The following is a 16,767-nucleotide window of genomic DNA, read 5'->3' as shown; positions in this document are numbered from 1 at the left end:
GTTCAAAATATAATTTATAGTGTACAATAAAAACATAAATTAAACACTATTGTACAAATTCCTTTGGAGGAATAACACAGATGGAACTCATGATGAGAAACATGTTTCAATCTTTAGGGAAGAGCCGCACCGCGAATCGCTTAGCGAAGCGATATGGTTTACGCTTTGGCGCCGCACGTTTCGTTGCCGGTGAAACCATTCAGCAATCAATCGAAGCTGTGCGCGGACTTAATCAGGATGGCCGTATTGCCACATTGGATCATTTAGGGGAGTTTGTTTTCAGTGAAGCGGAAGCCGTGGAATCGGCGGATATGTGTATCCAAACGTTAGATGCCATCGCTCAGGCAGGTGTCACCTCCAATCTATCTCTCAAAATGACCTCACTTGGTCTGGACATAAGCAGAGAATTGTGTGTAAGCAATATGAGACGGATTCTTGACCGCGCTCGGATGCACGGCAATTTTGTCCGGATTGATATGGAAGACTATGCGCACTGCCAAGTATCGCTCGACATCTACCGCGAACTTCGAAAAGACTACGACAATGTAGGCATCGTTATTCAAGCTTATTTGTTCCGTACGATGCAAGATATGGATGATTTGCATGAGCTTGGCGCCAACTTGCGTCTTGTGAAAGGGGCTTACAAGGAATCCCCGCAGGTCGCTTTTCCAGAGAAAAGCGCTGTTGATGATAACTACAAAAAGATTATTCAAAAACATTTGTTAAACGGCCATTATACGGCGATCGCCAGTCATGATGAAGCGATTATCCATTTTACGAAGCATTTTGTTAAGGCAAATGGGATCTCGGGCGATCAGTTTGAGTTCCAGATGCTGTATGGGATTTGTGAAGACTTACAGAAGCAGTTAGTGAAAGAAGGATACCGGGTACGCATCTATGTTCCTTACGGTGTGGATTGGTTCGGTTATTTCATGAGAAGGCTAGCAGAACGTCCAGCCAATGTCTGGTTTGTTCTTAAAAATATGTTCAAATAAACTTCCTATTCGGAGAGGAGAAATAACATGACAACATTTACAAAGGTGAGCCCTTACGCGAACGAGCCGTTTACGGATTTTAGCTTAGAGGACAATAAAAAGGCCATGCAGGCAGCTATTTCGAAAGTAAAAGAGGAAATGGGCCGCGAGTATCCGCTTTATATTGGGACAGAGAAAGTAACGACAGAAGCGAAAATTACATCCATTAACCCAGGGAATGTGGATGAAATTATCGGGTACGTCAGCAAAGCGGACCAAGCTCTTGCTGAGAAAGCGATGAACGTTGCGCTTGAAACTTTTGAATCTTGGAAAAAGGTTCCGGCAAGAGAGCGTGCCGAATACCTGTTCAAAGCTGCGGCACTGATGCGCGCTCGCAAGCATGAATTCTCAGCGCTGATGCTGCTGGAATCCGGCAAAAACTACGTGGAAGCCGATGTTGATACGGCAGAAGCGATCGATTTCATCGAGTTCTATGCGCGTGAAATGATTCGCTTGAGTGAAATCAACGAGACGCAGCCACTGGTCAAAATTCCTGGCGAAAACAACAAGCTTACGTATATCCCACTAGGCGTTGGCGTTATTATTCCTCCATGGAATTTCCCGCTTGCAATTTGTGTTGGGATGACGATGGCGGCCGTTGTTTCCGGTAACACTGTTTTGCTTAAACCTGCTTCCACGACGCCGGTAATTGCGCATAAATTTGTTGCCCTCATGGAAGAAGTGGGTCTGCCAGCAGGCGTCATCAATTTCATTCCAGGCAGCGGCGCAGAGGTTGGGGACTATTTAACGACGCATCCGAAAACACGTTTTATCTCTTTCACAGGCTCCAAAGAAGTAGGATTACGCATCAACAAACTTGCTGCTGACACTGTTCCGGGGCAAATTTGGATCAAGCGTGTCGTAGCTGAAATGGGTGGAAAAGACGGTATCGTCGTGGACGAAACAGCTGATCTTAACGCGGCTGCAGCGGCAATCGTGGCTTCGGCTTTCGGCTTCCAAGGGCAAAAGTGCTCCGCGGGTTCCCGGGCCATCATTGTAGAGTCCGTCTATGACGAAGTGGTTGAAAAAGTGGTTGCCCTGACCAACCAGCTACAAAGCGGTTTGCCGGAGCTTAATTATGCGGCAGGTCCAGTGATCGATAAAACTTCCTATGAGCGAATTCTTGATTACATCGAAGTTGGCAAAAGCGAAGGCACACTTCTTGCTGGCGGCGGCAAAGCGGACGGCAACGGTTATTACATTCAGCCTACCGTATTCGGCGATGTGAGCGGAAAAGCTCGCATTATGCAGGAAGAAATCTTCGGGCCAGTGCTCGCGATTGCCAAAGCGAAGGACTGGAAAGAAGCTATCGCGATGTACAACGATACGGAGTTTGGCTTGACGGGTTCGTATTTCTCGACAAACGAAGAGCGTATCTCCGAAGCGCTTGACACTGTTCATTGCGGCAACTTGTACATCAACCGCAAGTGTACGGGTGCGCTTGTCGGCGTTCATCCTTTCGGCGGCTTTAACATGTCGGGAACGGACTCCAAAGCAGGCGGCTATGATTACCTGCTGCTCTTCACGCAAGCGAAGCTGACATCTCGCAAGGTTTAAAAATGGGAAAGACGGACGATGTGTCCGTCTTTTTTTGTTGGGCGGTGTGCTTTCCCGCCCAGCGAAGGGAACTCCAGGGCGCTATTTCCTCGAAATGCGCCATTTGAAGCGCGGAGGGGAAGTTCCCCTCCGGTCGCCAACCCACCACTATTCAGCGAAATAGTGGACTGTAGTTCCGCTAAGTTGGCCGCGCAGCCAACTTAGCTCAATTGGTGATGTCGCACCAATCGCTAGCCCCTAATAAAGCCGAATTCAAAGCGGGCTATGCATTCTCATCCACGAATATTCGCTGATACCGCGCTCTTGAACAAGCTTAACTGTGGGGGCTGGGATCCCCTCCGGTCGCCACGGCCCACTATTCAGTGAAATAGTGGACTGTAAGTCCACTATGTTGGCTGCGCAGCCAACTTGGTGTGGTGGTGAGGTTGCACACGTCACCACTAAGCCCAACAGTAACGCTGAATTCGCAGCGCGTTGCGCATTCTCATTCAGCGAAGGGAACTCCAGGGCGCTATTTCCTCGAAATGCGCCATTTGAAGCGCGGAGGGGAACTGGGGGCTCTTATTTCTTCAAATTTGGCTAAAAACCAGCCAAATGTGAAGAAATAAAGCCCTGTAGTTCCCCTCCGGTCGCCACGCCCCACTATTCAGTGAAATAGTGGACTGTAAGTCCACTATGTTGGCTGCGCAGCCAACTTGGTGCTGATGGTGAGGTTGCACACGTCACCACTAAGCCCAACAGTAACGCTGAATTCGCAGCGCGTTGCGCATTCTCATCCAGCTAAGGAAACTCCAGGGCGCTATTTCCTCGAAACGCGCCATTTGAAGCGCGGAGGGGAACTGGGGGCTCTTATTTCTTCATATTTGGCTAAAAACCAGCCAAATGTGAAGAAATAAAGCCCTGTAGTTCCCCTCCGGTCGCCAACCCCCCACTATTCAGCGAAATAGTGGCCTGTAGTTCCGCTCCGTTGGCCGTACAGCCAACAGAGCTCAATTGGTGATGTCGCACCAACCGCTAGCCCCTAATAAAGCCATTCTCACCCACGAATATTCGCTGATGCCGCGCTCTTGAACAAGCTTAACTAGCGGAGGAGAGGAGAGCTCCTCCTAACGCTACTGCCGCGAATGGGACCGGAGTTCCCTACAGCCGTCATTTAGTAGTTCCGCTATGTTGGCAGCTTCCTCCACTAATCATTCAACCGATACGTGCGAGCACGTGATTGCCCGCTCGAGACAACGAAAAGCTGCTTGTCGCACAAGCCATGCAAAATTTTTCTGGCATATTTGCTGCTTACTTGTAGATGAGAGGCAAGGTCCGAGGGGGAGAGGGGGCGCATCATTCGTCTTGCGAATCGAATTGCTTCGCTTTCGGCCCATGTGAGGGGTACCGGAGTATGGGCAGAAGAGATGAATATCCCCACTAAAGAAAGTATCAGCTGCTGACACAACTTAGGCGAATCCACAATTGACGGGTAAGCGATAGGCATGACCAACCAGCCGTCTAAAGCAAGATGGCAATGCCGCTGGCAGAGATCCTTGAACCGCCAAAGTTCAACATCTCGGGCATGCGTGCTGTAGCCTTGGACTTCGATTGCCCCTCTAGCATCTCCTGGCATGTACGCAAAGTCCAAGTAACGGTATCCGTTCGCCAAGTCACGCACTTCCCATTCCGGATACAAATGGTCAAAGTGTCCAATAATCGGAAACCATACCGCACGCAGAAATTCCATTTCCGCGTGTCCTAAACCTTGCTCCAAGCGCTCTCGCCTGCGCCTGTTAGTCTCCGCTGCAATTTGTGACGCCATGAAATCTTCAAATGCTTGTTCAAATCTCATTATGAATTCCTGCTTTCTCCATTAGATTTTAGCTGTGATAAAACACAAAACGCCGCCTCCACCTGTTCGTACAGGAGAGAACTCCTGCGAACCAGATGAAAGCGGCGTGTGCTTCACGACCAGCTAGTACTATAAGTTTCAGTATAATGAAAACCCGGCCATTACGCCAGTCTTTTTAAAGGAACTACAGGGCACTATTTCTTTAAAATACGCCCTTTCCGCGATGAGTGGGAACTACAGTCCGTTATTTCCTGGCATTTTGACAGAATCCAGCCAAATGTGAAGAAATAAAGCCCTGTAGTTCCCCTCCGGCCACACATTCCCCGCTGTTCACCGGAATAACGGCCCGTAGTTCCTCACCATAATCATGTACATGCAGTCGTGGAGAAGGTCCACGCGTTTTTCTATGGAACCCGCCCCATCACGCGTCCAATGTATCCAAATCCCCAACATATTGCTCCTGAGGACGGGATTTGAGATAATGCACATAGGAAATTGATAGATAGGAGATGGTTATTATGTCTAAGTCCCAAAAAACGCTAGCATTTATTGGTTCCTATGCGGATTCAAGCAATCCAGGCGTGTATACCTGCCAATTTGGTGAAGGGAATGGAAGTCTGGAAGTCCTTCATGAAGTGGATGGCTTGCAAAATCCTACGTTTTTATCCGTTGATAAAGAAAATTGGAGGCTTTACGCGATATCGGAAGGAACGGGTGCAAACGGTCAACGCTGCGGAGCAGCAAGCTCCTATGACATCGACACGGTCTCGGGGAAATTAGCCTTTTTGAATAATGAGATTACGCTTCCAGCAACGACTTGCCATATCCAGCTTGATCATTTGAATCAAGTCGTTATGGTTTCGAGCTATCACGGGGGCATGGTGGGCTTGTCGCCTGTTCTGGCGGACGGACGAATTGGCGAAAATGCAGATATTCAGCAGCATGAAGGCTCCAGTCTTTTGGATGTGCAGGATAGACCTCGTGCTCATTCCGTTTTCTTGGATCGTACGAATACCTATGTAGGCGTTTGTGATTTAGGATTGGATAAAATAAAGCTGTACAAGCTGGATCTTGCTGCGAAAAAGCTGCATCCTCATAGTGAAGTGTCTGTCGCTCCAGGGTCAGGCCCGCGGCATTTTGCCTTTCACCCATCCTATACATATGGTTATGTAATCAATGAGTTAGGCTCAACTGTGACTGCTTTCAGCTACAAAGAGGAGCAGGGCGAACTTACTGAAATTCAAACGATTTCTACGCTGCCAGAGGCGTTCGAGGGTGAAAATGCTTGCGCGGATATTCACGTTTCTCCGGACGGCAAGTATCTTTACGGCTCGAATCGCGGGCATGACAGCATAGTTGTGTACGCCATTGATGCGGATACAGGCAAATTGACTCCTGTTGAATATGCACCTACGCTAGGGAAGCATCCGCGCAATTTTGCCCTTTCACCGGACGGGGCGCATCTTTTAGTCGCAAACAAAGACTCCGATAACATCGTATCGTTCGCAAGAGATGCAGCAACTGGGAAGCTGTTGCCAACTGGAAGCGTGTTGACGCTGTCCAAACCGGTATGCATCAAATTTGCTATTGTAGATTAACATGACACCATACACGGAGCGTGTGATCCAAATTATCCGTTCTATTCCTGAAGGGAAAGTGATGACCTACGGGCAGATTTCGCGCCTTGCAGGAAGTCCTCGAGGAGCCCGGCAGGTCGTGCGAATTTTGCATGCCATGGGCAAGAAGTATAAGCTGCCTTGGCATAGAGTCGTGAATGCGAAAGGTGAAATTGCGATTCCAGATGATGAAGGAGCGGAGCTGCAAAGCTTTCTGCTTCAATCAGAGGGCATTGAGCTCATTGAGGATCGCTTAATATCGCTTGAACGCTACCAGGCTCACATGGAAGAAAATACGTAATCTGTAACATAAGAAGCCTCATTTCTTGCCACAATAAGAAGTGAGGCTTTCGTACCGTGTAAAGCACTAAGCTTAGCATTATCGGGGGTTTATCATGAGTCAACATCAAGCGCTGCCTGTGGCGGTATACAATTTATTAACGATGCCGTCCAATCGTGCGCAGCGGCGGTTTGCATATATCATTGGGGTTCTAGTAACCCTTATCTCTTTGTTCTCAGTACCTTTTGTCCGCATGCAGTTAGGAGAAATGGCGGCTTTCCAGCCGGCTATTTTTTCTACGGTCGTTTGCTTTGAACTCATTACAGCTTACGTGATCTATAGTCAGTTTAAAATCTCCCGCCAACCCGCCGTGCTTGCTCTTTTTGCGGGTTATTTGTTCTCGGCTGGTATGAGTTTAGTTTACATCCTCGCGTTTCCCCGTGTTTTTGCTGACAATGGGGTGTTCAACTCGGGACCACAAACGTCCGTGTGGGTGTATGCGCTTTGGCACATCGGCTTTCCGCTGGCCGTCCTGATTTATTTGCGGCTTGACGCCAAACATCGACATGTACGGTACAGCGCTCGCAAGGCAAAGATAGCCGGCTGGTGTACATTTATCGGGACAATCGTTTTGTTGGCCATATGCACGTTGTTTACGACTCGTTTCGTCGAGCGGCTGCCAACCGTTTTGTCACAAGGACAGCTGTCTCCCGCATTTGTTAAGCTTGTTGGGATACCAATCGTTGTGCTTACGTTCATCACGTTGCTCGTCTTTTACATACGGACTAAAGCTAGTACGGTAACCTCAACATGGCTGTGCGTAGCAATCCTAGCGATGATGCTGGATGTGATCATTGTTCTTTGCGGGGGAGGGCGTTTCAGTCTAGGTTGGTATGTGGCGAAGTGGAACTCCTTTGTATGCTCGAATGTTGTGCTGGCCGGCATGATCTATGAATTTACGAAAATGTATCTGAACATGGCGGATCTTTTTAGAAAAGTCAAAGACAGCGAGTATAGCTATAAAGTGCTCCTTGGGGAAAGCCAGCAAGCGGAAAGGACGATCTCCGAACAGAACACGATTATCGAACAAATGTTGGAGTCCAGTCATGAAGCTATTATCATGTGTGATACCGTAGGCAGAGTTATTTTTGCAAACCGCCGCGTCGAGCTATTTTTTGAAAAGCCGATTCACAAAGGGGACTGTTTGTCCACGTATTGCGAAGGCATGCGAGCGTCAGACACTGCTTTTAAAGCCGTCGTTGAGGCCTATTTCAACCAAAGTATACCGCCTTTTCTGAAAAGGATCTCAAGAGTATCGCTTTCCGGCGAAATGAAGCATTATGAATGTTACGTCAATCCCATCATAGACGAGGGAGCTGACACGCTCAGGGGGCATTTGTTCGGATTCAGGGACCGGACCGAAGAGGAGCGGATCGATGAGATGAAAAATGAATTTGTCTCCATCATTTCCCATGAAATCCGAACTCCGCTATCTTCCATTATGGGATTTATTGAGATTTTGGCGACCCGGAACGTCACGGAGGACAAGCGAGTCAAGTACATAGAGACGATTCATAAGGAATCTATGCGGCTGTCCAATCTAATCAACGATTTTTTGGACTTGCAGCGATTGGATTCAGGACGGCAGGTCTTTCATTTTCAAACGCTCAACGCAGTTCATTTGGTAGGTGAAATCGTGGATCAATGGCAGGGGAAAGACAATCATGAGATTGAACTGCATGTCCTTGATGATTTCCCTTTTATTCACGGGGACGAAGAACGTCTCAAACAGGTTTTTCATAATTTGATCTCCAATAGCATCAAGTACTCTCCTGATCAATCGAAGATTGATGTATATGTAGAACGTGAGAATGGTCATGTGCGCATCAAAATTCAAGATTATGGTCTCGGCATTCCGGCCGATGCGTTGGATAAGTTATTTGCGAGATTTTACCGGGTAGACAATTCGGATCGCAGGAAAATCGGAGGAACGGGACTCGGGCTGTCTATTGTTAAAGAGATTATAGAAGCTCATCACGGTAAGGTGTTGGTGGAGTCCGAGTTAGGCAGAGGTTCGATTTTTACGGTTCAATTCGACGAGAACATAGATACGTAGCCTGCTAATAAAAACCTAAATGAATCTGGCCCCGTGCCAGGTTCTTCTCTTTTTCGCCCAAAAATAAGCAAAAACAAACAAAAGTGTTACAAAGTCCAACTGTCGGGAATAGACTAACTGTATCATAGGCCATAGGACAGGAGGCATTTCGATGAATGAAAGAACCTTATATCTATTCGATGGCATTAATAAAAGCTCTGTGAAAATGATTGTCGAGCAAATCATGAAAATAAACCAATTTGATGATGACAAAGATAAGAAGGAAAAAGATTTTAAACGCGTTCCCATCGACGTCATTATTAATAGCAACGGGGGGAGCGTCTACGACGGTCTAGGCCTCATTAATGTGATCGAAAATAGCAAGACGCCTATACACACCTACGTGTATGGACTAGCTGCCAGCATGAGCTTGCTGATCGCTGTGAGTGGCCACAAAAGATATGCCGGCAGGCTCAGCACCTTTATGTATCATGCCGTTTCTACGCATATTGACGGTCATCTGGAGTATTTGAAGAATAGGGTGGATGAAACGCAGAGGCTGCAAAATATTTATGATGAATACCTTTTATCTAAAACAAAGCTAACCCAAGATGAGATCCTTCGTGTTCAGGAACATCAGCGAAATTGGTATCTGAGTCCTGAGGAGGCTTTATCCTACGGTGTGATTGATGAAATTGTATAGAAATTGAGGAGAGAAGCCTGGGGGATTCTCTTTTTCTTTGTTTTTTATCTCTTTTTGGTGTTTAATGAGAGAAAGAGAGAAGGCTGGCAGCGACAGCTGCCGCCAAGTGCAAAGGAGACCCAACTGTGTATAAAATTGTGTTTTTTGATATCGACGGTACGCTTGTCAATGAGGAAAAACAGGTTCCAGCTTCCACAGTAACCGCTATTCACCAATTAAAGCAGCAAGGCATTGAACCGGTGATTGCTACAGGACGAGCCCCATACTTCATTAAGCCCTTGGCTGAGCAGCTCGGGATCGATTCCTATGTTTGTTTGAACGGCGGATATGCCGTGTATCGTGGGGAGCCCCTGTACAGACGCATCATTGCCAAAAGCAGCATTGAAGCTTTGGTCAAACTTGCCGCGAAGCACAAACATTCTCTCGTATTCGAGGGGGAGCATCAGTTTTTCACTGACACGGAAGATCATCCATTCGTAACAGGATCCGTTTCGTCGTTGAAGGTGGATTTGCCAGGGTATGACCCGGATTTCTGGAAAACGAACGATATTTATCAGATTTTCCTGCACTGTGAAGATACGGATGAACATCTGTATGAAGAGCTTCAAACGGAATTTAAGCTGATTCGCTGGCATCAGCATGCGATTGATGTTTTACCGGCTGGAGGTTCCAAAGCTCAGGGGATTGCAGCACTGCTTGAGCTTGTAGGCATTAAACCGGAAGAAGCGGTTGCATTTGGCGATGGCTTGAATGATATGGAAATGCTTTCCTTTGTTGGGATGGGCATCGCAATGGGGAACTCCCACAAGGATTTGCTTCCTTATGCCGATCATGTGACGACGCATGTGGATGAAGATGGCGTTCGCAATGGACTTATAACAGCAGGATTGCTCTAACATCGAAAGAACAAGATCAGGGTGAAAACAAATGAGAATAGCTTTTTTTGATTCAGGAATAGGCGGAATTTCCGTCTTACACGAAGCCATGAAGCAATTGCCTCATGAAGACTTTCTTTATTTTGCAGATACGCTGCACGTGCCATACGGAACAAAATCGAAGGATGAAGTCCTTTCTTTTGTGAAACAAGCGGTGGAAACCATCAGCAAGGAAGAGGTTAGTGCACTCGTTATTGCTTGTAACACGGCAACGAGTATTGCGATCTCAGAACTTCGCAACATCTACGAAATGCCGATTATCGGCATGGAACCAGCGGTGAAGCCGGCGCTTGCCATGAACCGTTCTTCGGGAAAAAGAGTGCTTGTGCTCGCTACACCGTTAACGCTCAAAGAGTCCAAATACAGGGAGCTTGTTTCCCGTATCGATGACATGCACATGGTGGATTCGCTGCCAATGCCGGAATTGGTTCAATTTTGTGAGCAATTAAACGTGGATAACCAGCAAATTATTGATTATTTTCATACCCAGTTAGCTTCGTTCGACCTGAGTATGTATGGTACGTTAGTCCTTGGATGTACGCATTTCCCCTTTTTCCGAAGCGTATTGAAGAAGATTCTTCCGGATCATATCCAAATTGTTGATGGAAGCGCAGGGACAGTGAACCGGTTGACCCAGCTTCTAAGTGATCGAGACCAACTTCTTGGCAAAGGACATTCCGATCTGAAATGGATGTGCTCGGATAGTAATCCTGAGTACTTGGAGAAGATGCGGAAAGCACTGGAGCTTTTTGAAGTCGTTGGGGTATAAGAGTTGAACAGGAGAATATGAAAAGGGCTGTCGTCCAGTAGATATATCTACAGGGAGACAGCCCTTTCGTGTTAACTAGACTATACGCGAATCTCAAGCAGTTCGTAAGAGATAACACCCATTGGCGCATTGACGCTGATCGTATCGCCAACTTTTTTGCCCATGAGCGAGACGCCAAGCGGGCTTTCGTAGGAGATTTTATTTTCATTGACATTTGCTTCAGAGGTACCGACGATTTTGTATTCGATTTTCTCGGCGAATTCTACATCATTAAGGACAACAGTGGATCCTACTTGAACCTTAGATGTATCCAGATTCGTTACAACGCGCGCCTTTTTTAACATTCTTTCGATGGTTAAAACTCTCGTTTCCATGAAACCCTGTTCTTCTTTGGCCGAATGGTATTCACTGTTCTCTTTCAAGTCACCGTAGCTAATGGCCGTCTTAATCCGGCTTGCCAATTCTTTGCGTTTAACGGTTTTCAGTTCCTCAAGCTCAAGTTCTAAACTGCGTAATCCTTCGGGAGTTAGGATGATTTCATCATTGGACATTTTTACAGCTCCTCATGTATTCGATACTTGTTATAGTACTAAAGTAGCGAGGTCAAGTAAAGTAATCGTAAAAAAGCAACTTATTAACCAGGAGAACGTCTAAATAGTGGAAGTATTTTCCTTGAAATGGATGCGGAAGCGGTGAGTTTACGATGATGAAAATAAAATTGTTCACATTCACAGTTGTTGCAGCAGCAATGGGTTTGGCTGGCTATGTGTCCCAAGCAGCTGCGGATACAATTTTTGGAGGTTCATTTGCTCCAGAGGGGCTTCGATTCCCGGCCGAGATAGAGCTGCTGGCTGACACACCTTATTACGCTGCGGCGGATACGTACAACACGGATCCTGAAGGAACTTTTGCTCCGCAGGCCGTGCATGTACTGGAAACCGAAAGCGGCTGGTCGATCGGCGAGGCGACTTGGAAAATCGAAACCATGTTCGGACCTCGTTGGATCAGGCCAAAACCTTGGGAAATCGAGATTGCACCGCCTAAGCGGATCACGCTTTTAGATGAAACACCGCTTTATCGCAGTCCAAGCACGAAAAATGATCCTGTTGCCGCTTTATCCCCCCAAGAAGTGGAAGTGACAGATGCTGAAAAGATGTGGTTCTACGCCAACGATCCCAACCGCAAATCTTGGATTAAGGTGCATACAAATTGGTTAGGCGATCTTTGGGCGTTTATTCCAATTAATCAAATTGGCACTGTTCACGACGTTCAGCGCAAAGCACATTATGATAATCTTCCCGTAAAAAGCGACCTTGGCGCGGCAATGGGCATAGGTCAGAAGCAGATGGATTGGTCTTCGACGACAGCTGGAGATTTCACGATTCTCCATGAATTTACAACGATATATGATCGCGCTTTCGAAGTTCAGACCGATCAAGGGACAGTCTGGACGCGGGACAAAGGAGTGACCATTCTTCCGGCAGATGAAACACTGAAAATTGTGCGAGAGACGCCGTTATTCCCTACTGTCTTCGCGGGGATGGCCAAAGAAGATGCGGTACTTAAAGACGAGATGGTCACTGTTTTTGAGAAAATCGCAGAACCCTTATGGACGGGGAGAGGTCCATACGAAATTTGGCATAACAGCACCTGGTATCATGTACGTTCCTCGAAGGGAACAGGATGGATTAACAAGCTGGTCGGAGAACCGGAGTCTGCCGTACCTGTTCACTGGAAGATGTTGGTTAAGGATGCAAGAGAACTGTCGCAATATCCGGAAGTGCCGTTTAACGACACGACATTGCTGCTGCGCAATCAGACAGTGGAAGTGACAGAAGCTTGGAATCCGCCGAATGGCGGATCTATGTGGCTGAAGGTACACGTTGATAACCGAACAGGTTGGATTCCATTCTGGAGCGGTACGCAGGATACGCTGTGGGATGAGGATTCTCAAACGATAGCACGTGTTGCCAAGACGGAGACGAATGGTGTGAATATTCTACCGACTGGCACAGGAGATTTACAGCTTAACACGGGTGTAAGAATAGGCTACACGGACAAAGGCCAATCTTATTTAAACGTGAACCGGCTGGCCGATCTATATCACTATGAAGTAAGCGCCGCTTCGGGTAAAAATGAGATTACGCTTACCAAGGGCGATTACTCCTTCGATTTGCAAGCAAATCAAGCCAGTGCTGCTGTGCATTGGCAAGAAGAGGCAGGTGGGAACGTGCCTCTGGATAAGCCTGCTCAGTTTATTGAGGGAGGCTGGTATTTAAATTTAAAAGATGTGCTGGCGCTCTTTGGGTTAACGCAAGTAGTTGTCGGAAATGAGTACAGTTTGTTTGAGAAAAATTATACCGTAATGGCCGAAAACATTCCGACAAGTGTGAAGAGCGGAAGGCTGGAATTGCAGGCATTCGTGAATGACTGGACCAGCAGGGAAGATTACGATGCCGGGCAAATGCCGCTTCAACTGAGCATCGAAGAGGGAGAAGACCGCGGAGGAATCGAGCATACTTCCGTGAACAAAGGAATTGTGAATCAGTCGGATCACAATTCAGCTGTTATCCTGTTTAGCTTGAAAGCATCACGTCCGTTAGCTATGGGGACACATCGAGTCGATGTTGTCTTGCGCATAGGCGAAAGAATCATTTGGAAGAAAAGTGCTGAGATAGCGGCTAAGTAACCTAAACATGCAACCTGGTTCCTGCGGGTTGCATTCTTTTTTTGGCGGCACCGTGAGGAAGAAACCAACGAGAAATCCACTCCTAATTCGCACCCTGTATCTTGGTAATTTTCCCTATCTTACCAACGGTTTATAAACCGCAATATTAATTGATAGACAAGGCTTTCCTATCCTACTATACTACTGAAAGGGACAACTAATTTCGGATAGTGTCGAAAAAAGTTTTACATAAGTTTTACATAGTGTCGACTTTGTAATATTCATTTTACAAAATATAGAAAGTGTGAACATCTTCATGAGAATAAACTCCAAAGTCATCTACATCACCTTAATTATCGTTATTCTGTTGCTGGTGACGAATAATACCTCTTATTACTGGTATACGAAATCACTGTTAACGGAAGCCTTATCGATGAGGATGGAGTCGACGGCCAACCAAATCCGCACATCCATTGAACTGTCAGAGGAAGGTTCCTTCTTCGTGGAAGATTTAGTTGGAGAAAAGCTGCGCGCTGTCGCACTTTTCGCCGCGAGCAAGCTTGATCCGGATGCCGATAAAGTATCCAATGAGCAATTGGTTCAACTCGCCAAACAAGCGGGTGTCGACGGCTTCTCGCTGATGAAGCGCAGTGGTGTTGGAAACGATATCATGGTCGCCAAGTCATCGGAACCCAAAGAACTTCAAATCAAAAGCACAATCCCGTTCGGCTATTGGTTTACGGCCTTTGATCAATTGATGACGGATCACCAGGTCTCGATTCCTGAAGGTCAGAAACTGCCGAATTTCTGGTCCGGCATTTACGAGGTTCCAGCTTCGGGCTCCAGCAATGTCAGTAAATTTGGTTACTATTACGACGGTTCGACCAATTATATTATTTGTGTGTTTGTGAACGCCGATAAAATTCAGCGGTTTAAAGAAATCGTCGGTGCAGACACCGTTGTAAAGAAAACGCTTGCGGCTAATCAGGATATTTTGGAAATTTCAGGCCTGCATGGGGTTACGTTCGGCTCCAAGCCAATTGAGTACAAAGGCAATGACGGCACATCTTTCATTTCGGTGTATGATCGGCCACTGCTGTTCGGTTCGTACAACATTACGAATGACAAAGATTTGAAGTATTACAAAGAGTCCATCGAAAATAATAAACCGGTTAGCGTTGTAGAGAGTTGGAATGGGAAACCTATTCTCAAAACGTTCATGTATGTCCCGGTCAAGAACAAACTGACCGAAATCCAGCGAGAAGTTCCCTATGTCATATCCATTACGTCGGATTATCAATCGATTCAAGAGACTTTAAACAAACAGCTCGTTCAGCTTATGCTTGTCGTTGTTCTGTTTACGGTTTGCAGCTGCATCTTTATTTATTTCGTCTTCCGATTTATTACCAAAAGCCGTGAAACCGCGGTTCAATCCACACAAGAAATGTACATTCAAAATGTGGATCTGATGTTTGCTACGATTCGCAGCCAGCGGCATGATTTCTTAAATCATGTGCAGACCATGTATGCGCTGCTTGCAAATGGCAAAAAAGAAGACCAGATGAAATACATGAAAGAGTTGCTGGAAGAAATCAATGAAGTGAACGATATTATTCGTATCGGCCATCCGGCGATCGCCGCTTTAATTCAAGCGAAGTTTGCGCTTGCTATGCGGACGAAAATTGATTTTACTTATGAATTTACAGGCCTTGATGGTTTAGCTTTAGGGGTAAAATCCGTTGATCTCGTAAAAATTATCGGAAATCTGATTGATAATGCTTTTGACGAGGTGAATAAATTCCCGCCAGGTGAACGGGAGGTCATTGTGAACGGATGGTCGGAGTCGAATCAAGTGACGATCTCTGTTTCCAACCCCGTGCTGCCGGATTTCCAAGTAGAGGACTACAATCAAATGTTTTCGATCGGCTACAGCACCAAAGGTGACGGTGAGCATCAGGGATTAGGCTTGTCGGTCGTGAAGGAGCGGATTGAGCACTACAAAGGGACAATCGAAGTATGTGTGGAGGATGGCTGGATTTGCTTTAAAATATCCATTCCAATGCAATAAATGTAAAGCCCCTTCCTTTTCTGTATAAGACAGAGAAGAAGGGGCTTTTATTTATTTTTGCAGCATGGGATATACATAAAGCATAAAAGGGATCAGTAAGGTGACGGCCAAAAGCAGCCAACGGAATACGGTTTCGCTTGTAGATCCGGTATCAATTGCGATGAATTTCGGCAATAAACGAATTTTCATCGGGAGCGGCCAGAAGAGCTGAATGCCTCGTTCGTTGAGCAAATCAATAAGCGGATGCGATGCATAAGCGACGATGAAAACCCAGAAGTACAAGGGCGACATCGGCAATGAGATCATCATTAGCAGGAGGATAAAGACAATCGAATGGGTTAGCGTCCGATGCTTGACCTTCAGAATGCGAAGCAAGGCAGATAACGGAAATAGAACCTTGGCCATCGTCGAGCCTGGCTTGTCGACATCCGCCAGCGTTCCTGCCAAGCAGCCCAGCAGAAGAGCTCCGGCCGTGTCCCACGAGAAAAAGCTTACATCTTGATAAGCGAGTACGAGTTCTGCCGAGATGAATCCGGCAATACTGTGTGTTTTTTGCAGCATAAGTTAACCCCTAAGTCTAATTTATTTATAACTGTATAGCATTCGAAGCAGAAACGTATTTTCAGTCGGAATCCGCTCATACCATGCATATGCAACAAACAGCGTATCACATTCTAGTGAATGTTGTGGTCATTTCTTTGAAATTGGGATGAGAAATACGTGATCAGGGTGCTTGGAACTAGGCGTAGTTACCAACCATGAGTCAATAATGAGGGGGGAACTAGTCTATGAGCACTTTTTGAATATAGGTTTATACGTTATAATAGACATATAGTTGAAATAGTGAAGGAGCTAACTCCGATGCCAGTCTTTAATGCGATGGAAACGATCGTCGTCAATATGTTTGATGAGTTTCAGAAAAATTACGAATTGAAATGCGATTGTAATAAGTGTAAAGATGATATGCTAGCGCTTGCTTTAAACAAAATCCCGCCTAGATATACGTCAAGTGAAAAGGGCGCATTGTTTGTTAAAGGCATATACATTAACCCGCAGTTGCAATCCGATGTTATGCGTGAATTAATGGAAGCTGCGAATATTGTGGCTGATCATCAGCATCACGAAGTCTAGTAACATACATAAATTTGAACAAAGCTAGTCTCCATCTCAGGAGGCTGGCTTTTTTATATAGCATGTCATTCGACAAT

Annotated in this window: 14 protein-coding genes; 11 read left to right on the top strand and 3 right to left on the bottom strand. The window is 46.3% G+C overall.

All coding sequences use genetic code 11. The annotated features are described in order from the left end of the window. The first annotated feature begins 80 nt into the window (after positions 1–80). Both ACKTT9_RS25370 and pruA read left to right on the top strand, forming a co-directional pair. Positions 81–995 carry a proline dehydrogenase family protein gene (locus ACKTT9_RS25370; protein ID WP_407868071.1) on the top strand — a complete coding sequence of 305 codons (915 nt, stop codon included), beginning with the start codon at positions 81–83 and terminating at the stop codon, positions 993–995. A gap of 27 nt (positions 996–1,022) precedes the next feature. Next, positions 1,023–2,591, top strand: a complete 1,569-nt coding sequence (gene pruA / locus ACKTT9_RS25365; protein WP_407868070.1) for an L-glutamate gamma-semialdehyde dehydrogenase — start codon at positions 1,023–1,025, stop codon at positions 2,589–2,591. Positions 2,592–3,777: 1,186 nt separating this feature from the next. Here the strand turns inward: pruA and ACKTT9_RS25360 are convergent. Beyond that, the gene (locus tag ACKTT9_RS25360; RefSeq protein ID WP_407868069.1) at positions 3,778–4,425 is read right to left on the bottom strand and encodes a transcriptional regulator; all 648 of its coding nucleotides are present in this window, start codon (positions 4,423–4,425) and stop codon (positions 3,778–3,780) included. 518 nt (positions 4,426–4,943) lie between these two features. Here ACKTT9_RS25360 and ACKTT9_RS25355 point away from each other — a divergent pair. From ACKTT9_RS25355 to murI, 6 genes are all read left to right on the top strand, one after another. Further along, on the top strand, positions 4,944–6,023 hold the full coding sequence (locus ACKTT9_RS25355) for a lactonase family protein (protein WP_407868068.1): 1,080 nt from the start codon (positions 4,944–4,946) through the stop codon (positions 6,021–6,023). 1 nt (position 6,024) lies between these two features. After that, positions 6,025–6,342 (top strand): MGMT family protein, encoded by a 318-nt coding sequence (locus tag ACKTT9_RS25350; protein ID WP_407868067.1) that lies wholly within the window; start codon positions 6,025–6,027, stop codon positions 6,340–6,342. A gap of 94 nt (positions 6,343–6,436) precedes the next feature. Then, complete coding sequence (locus tag ACKTT9_RS25345; protein WP_407868066.1) at positions 6,437–8,437, top strand: MASE4 domain-containing protein; 2,001 nt, start codon at positions 6,437–6,439, stop codon at positions 8,435–8,437. 151 nt (positions 8,438–8,588) lie between these two features. Continuing rightward, positions 8,589–9,119, top strand: coding sequence for an ATP-dependent Clp protease proteolytic subunit (locus ACKTT9_RS25340; protein WP_407868065.1), 531 nt, complete (start codon positions 8,589–8,591; stop codon positions 9,117–9,119). Positions 9,120–9,244: 125 nt separating this feature from the next. Continuing rightward, entirely contained in the window at positions 9,245–10,015 is a 771-nt protein-coding gene (locus ACKTT9_RS25335) for a Cof-type HAD-IIB family hydrolase (protein WP_407868064.1), read from the top strand. A gap of 31 nt (positions 10,016–10,046) precedes the next feature. Continuing rightward, positions 10,047–10,823, top strand: a complete 777-nt coding sequence (murI, locus tag ACKTT9_RS25330) for a glutamate racemase (protein ID WP_407868063.1) — start codon at positions 10,047–10,049, stop codon at positions 10,821–10,823. Positions 10,824–10,903: 80 nt separating this feature from the next. Here murI and greA read toward each other — a convergent pair whose 3' ends face one another. After that, on the bottom strand, positions 10,904–11,374 hold the full coding sequence (greA, locus tag ACKTT9_RS25325; RefSeq protein WP_315952457.1) for a transcription elongation factor GreA: 471 nt from the start codon (positions 11,372–11,374) through the stop codon (positions 10,904–10,906). A gap of 152 nt (positions 11,375–11,526) precedes the next feature. Between greA and ACKTT9_RS25320 the strand changes: the two genes are divergently transcribed. Then, a complete protein-coding gene (locus tag ACKTT9_RS25320; RefSeq protein ID WP_407868062.1) occupies positions 11,527–13,512 on the top strand; it encodes a hypothetical protein in 1,986 nt (661 codons plus the stop codon). Positions 13,513–13,807: 295 nt separating this feature from the next. After that, positions 13,808–15,559: a sensor histidine kinase gene (locus tag ACKTT9_RS25315; protein WP_407868061.1), complete on the top strand. Its 1,752-nt coding sequence runs from the start codon at positions 13,808–13,810 to the stop codon at positions 15,557–15,559. A 51-nt stretch (positions 15,560–15,610) separates the two neighbouring features. Here ACKTT9_RS25315 and ACKTT9_RS25310 read toward each other — a convergent pair whose 3' ends face one another. Then, positions 15,611–16,120 carry a metal-dependent hydrolase gene (locus ACKTT9_RS25310; protein WP_157321961.1) on the bottom strand — a complete coding sequence of 170 codons (510 nt, stop codon included), beginning with the start codon at positions 16,118–16,120 and terminating at the stop codon, positions 15,611–15,613. A 300-nt stretch (positions 16,121–16,420) separates the two neighbouring features. Between ACKTT9_RS25310 and ACKTT9_RS25305 the strand changes: the two genes are divergently transcribed. Further along, positions 16,421–16,690, top strand: coding sequence for a late competence development ComFB family protein (locus ACKTT9_RS25305; protein ID WP_127450117.1), 270 nt, complete (start codon positions 16,421–16,423; stop codon positions 16,688–16,690). Positions 16,691–16,767 lie beyond the last annotated feature (77 nt).

The sequence above is a fragment of the Paenibacillus sp. P36 genome, assembly GCF_045866505.1.
Classification (GTDB): Bacteria; Bacillota; Bacilli; order Paenibacillales; family NBRC-103111; genus Paenibacillus_E; species Paenibacillus_E chondroitinus.
This window is presented reverse-complemented; position numbering and strand designations above follow the sequence as displayed.

What these genes read in the sequence shown, in the direction of transcription:
- ACKTT9_RS25345 (WP_407868066.1), top strand. Translation starts at nt 6,437, where the DNA reads ATGAGTCAACATCAAGCGCTGCCTGTGGCGGTATACAATTTATTAACG.
- greA (WP_315952457.1), bottom strand. Translation starts at nt 11,374, where the DNA reads ATGTCCAATGATGAAATCATCCTAACTCCCGAAGGATTACGCAGTTTA.
- ACKTT9_RS25315 (WP_407868061.1), top strand. Translation starts at nt 13,808, where the DNA reads ATGAGAATAAACTCCAAAGTCATCTACATCACCTTAATTATCGTTATT.
- ACKTT9_RS25350 (WP_407868067.1), top strand. Translation starts at nt 6,025, where the DNA reads ATGACACCATACACGGAGCGTGTGATCCAAATTATCCGTTCTATTCCT.
- ACKTT9_RS25370 (WP_407868071.1), top strand. Translation starts at nt 81, where the DNA reads ATGGAACTCATGATGAGAAACATGTTTCAATCTTTAGGGAAGAGCCGC.
- ACKTT9_RS25355 (WP_407868068.1), top strand. Translation starts at nt 4,944, where the DNA reads ATGTCTAAGTCCCAAAAAACGCTAGCATTTATTGGTTCCTATGCGGAT.
- pruA (WP_407868070.1), top strand. Translation starts at nt 1,023, where the DNA reads ATGACAACATTTACAAAGGTGAGCCCTTACGCGAACGAGCCGTTTACG.
- ACKTT9_RS25340 (WP_407868065.1), top strand. Translation starts at nt 8,589, where the DNA reads ATGAATGAAAGAACCTTATATCTATTCGATGGCATTAATAAAAGCTCT.
- murI (WP_407868063.1), top strand. Translation starts at nt 10,047, where the DNA reads ATGAGAATAGCTTTTTTTGATTCAGGAATAGGCGGAATTTCCGTCTTA.
- ACKTT9_RS25305 (WP_127450117.1), top strand. Translation starts at nt 16,421, where the DNA reads ATGCCAGTCTTTAATGCGATGGAAACGATCGTCGTCAATATGTTTGAT.
- ACKTT9_RS25310 (WP_157321961.1), bottom strand. Translation starts at nt 16,120, where the DNA reads ATGCTGCAAAAAACACACAGTATTGCCGGATTCATCTCGGCAGAACTC.
- ACKTT9_RS25360 (WP_407868069.1), bottom strand. Translation starts at nt 4,425, where the DNA reads ATGAGATTTGAACAAGCATTTGAAGATTTCATGGCGTCACAAATTGCA.
- ACKTT9_RS25320 (WP_407868062.1), top strand. Translation starts at nt 11,527, where the DNA reads ATGATGAAAATAAAATTGTTCACATTCACAGTTGTTGCAGCAGCAATG.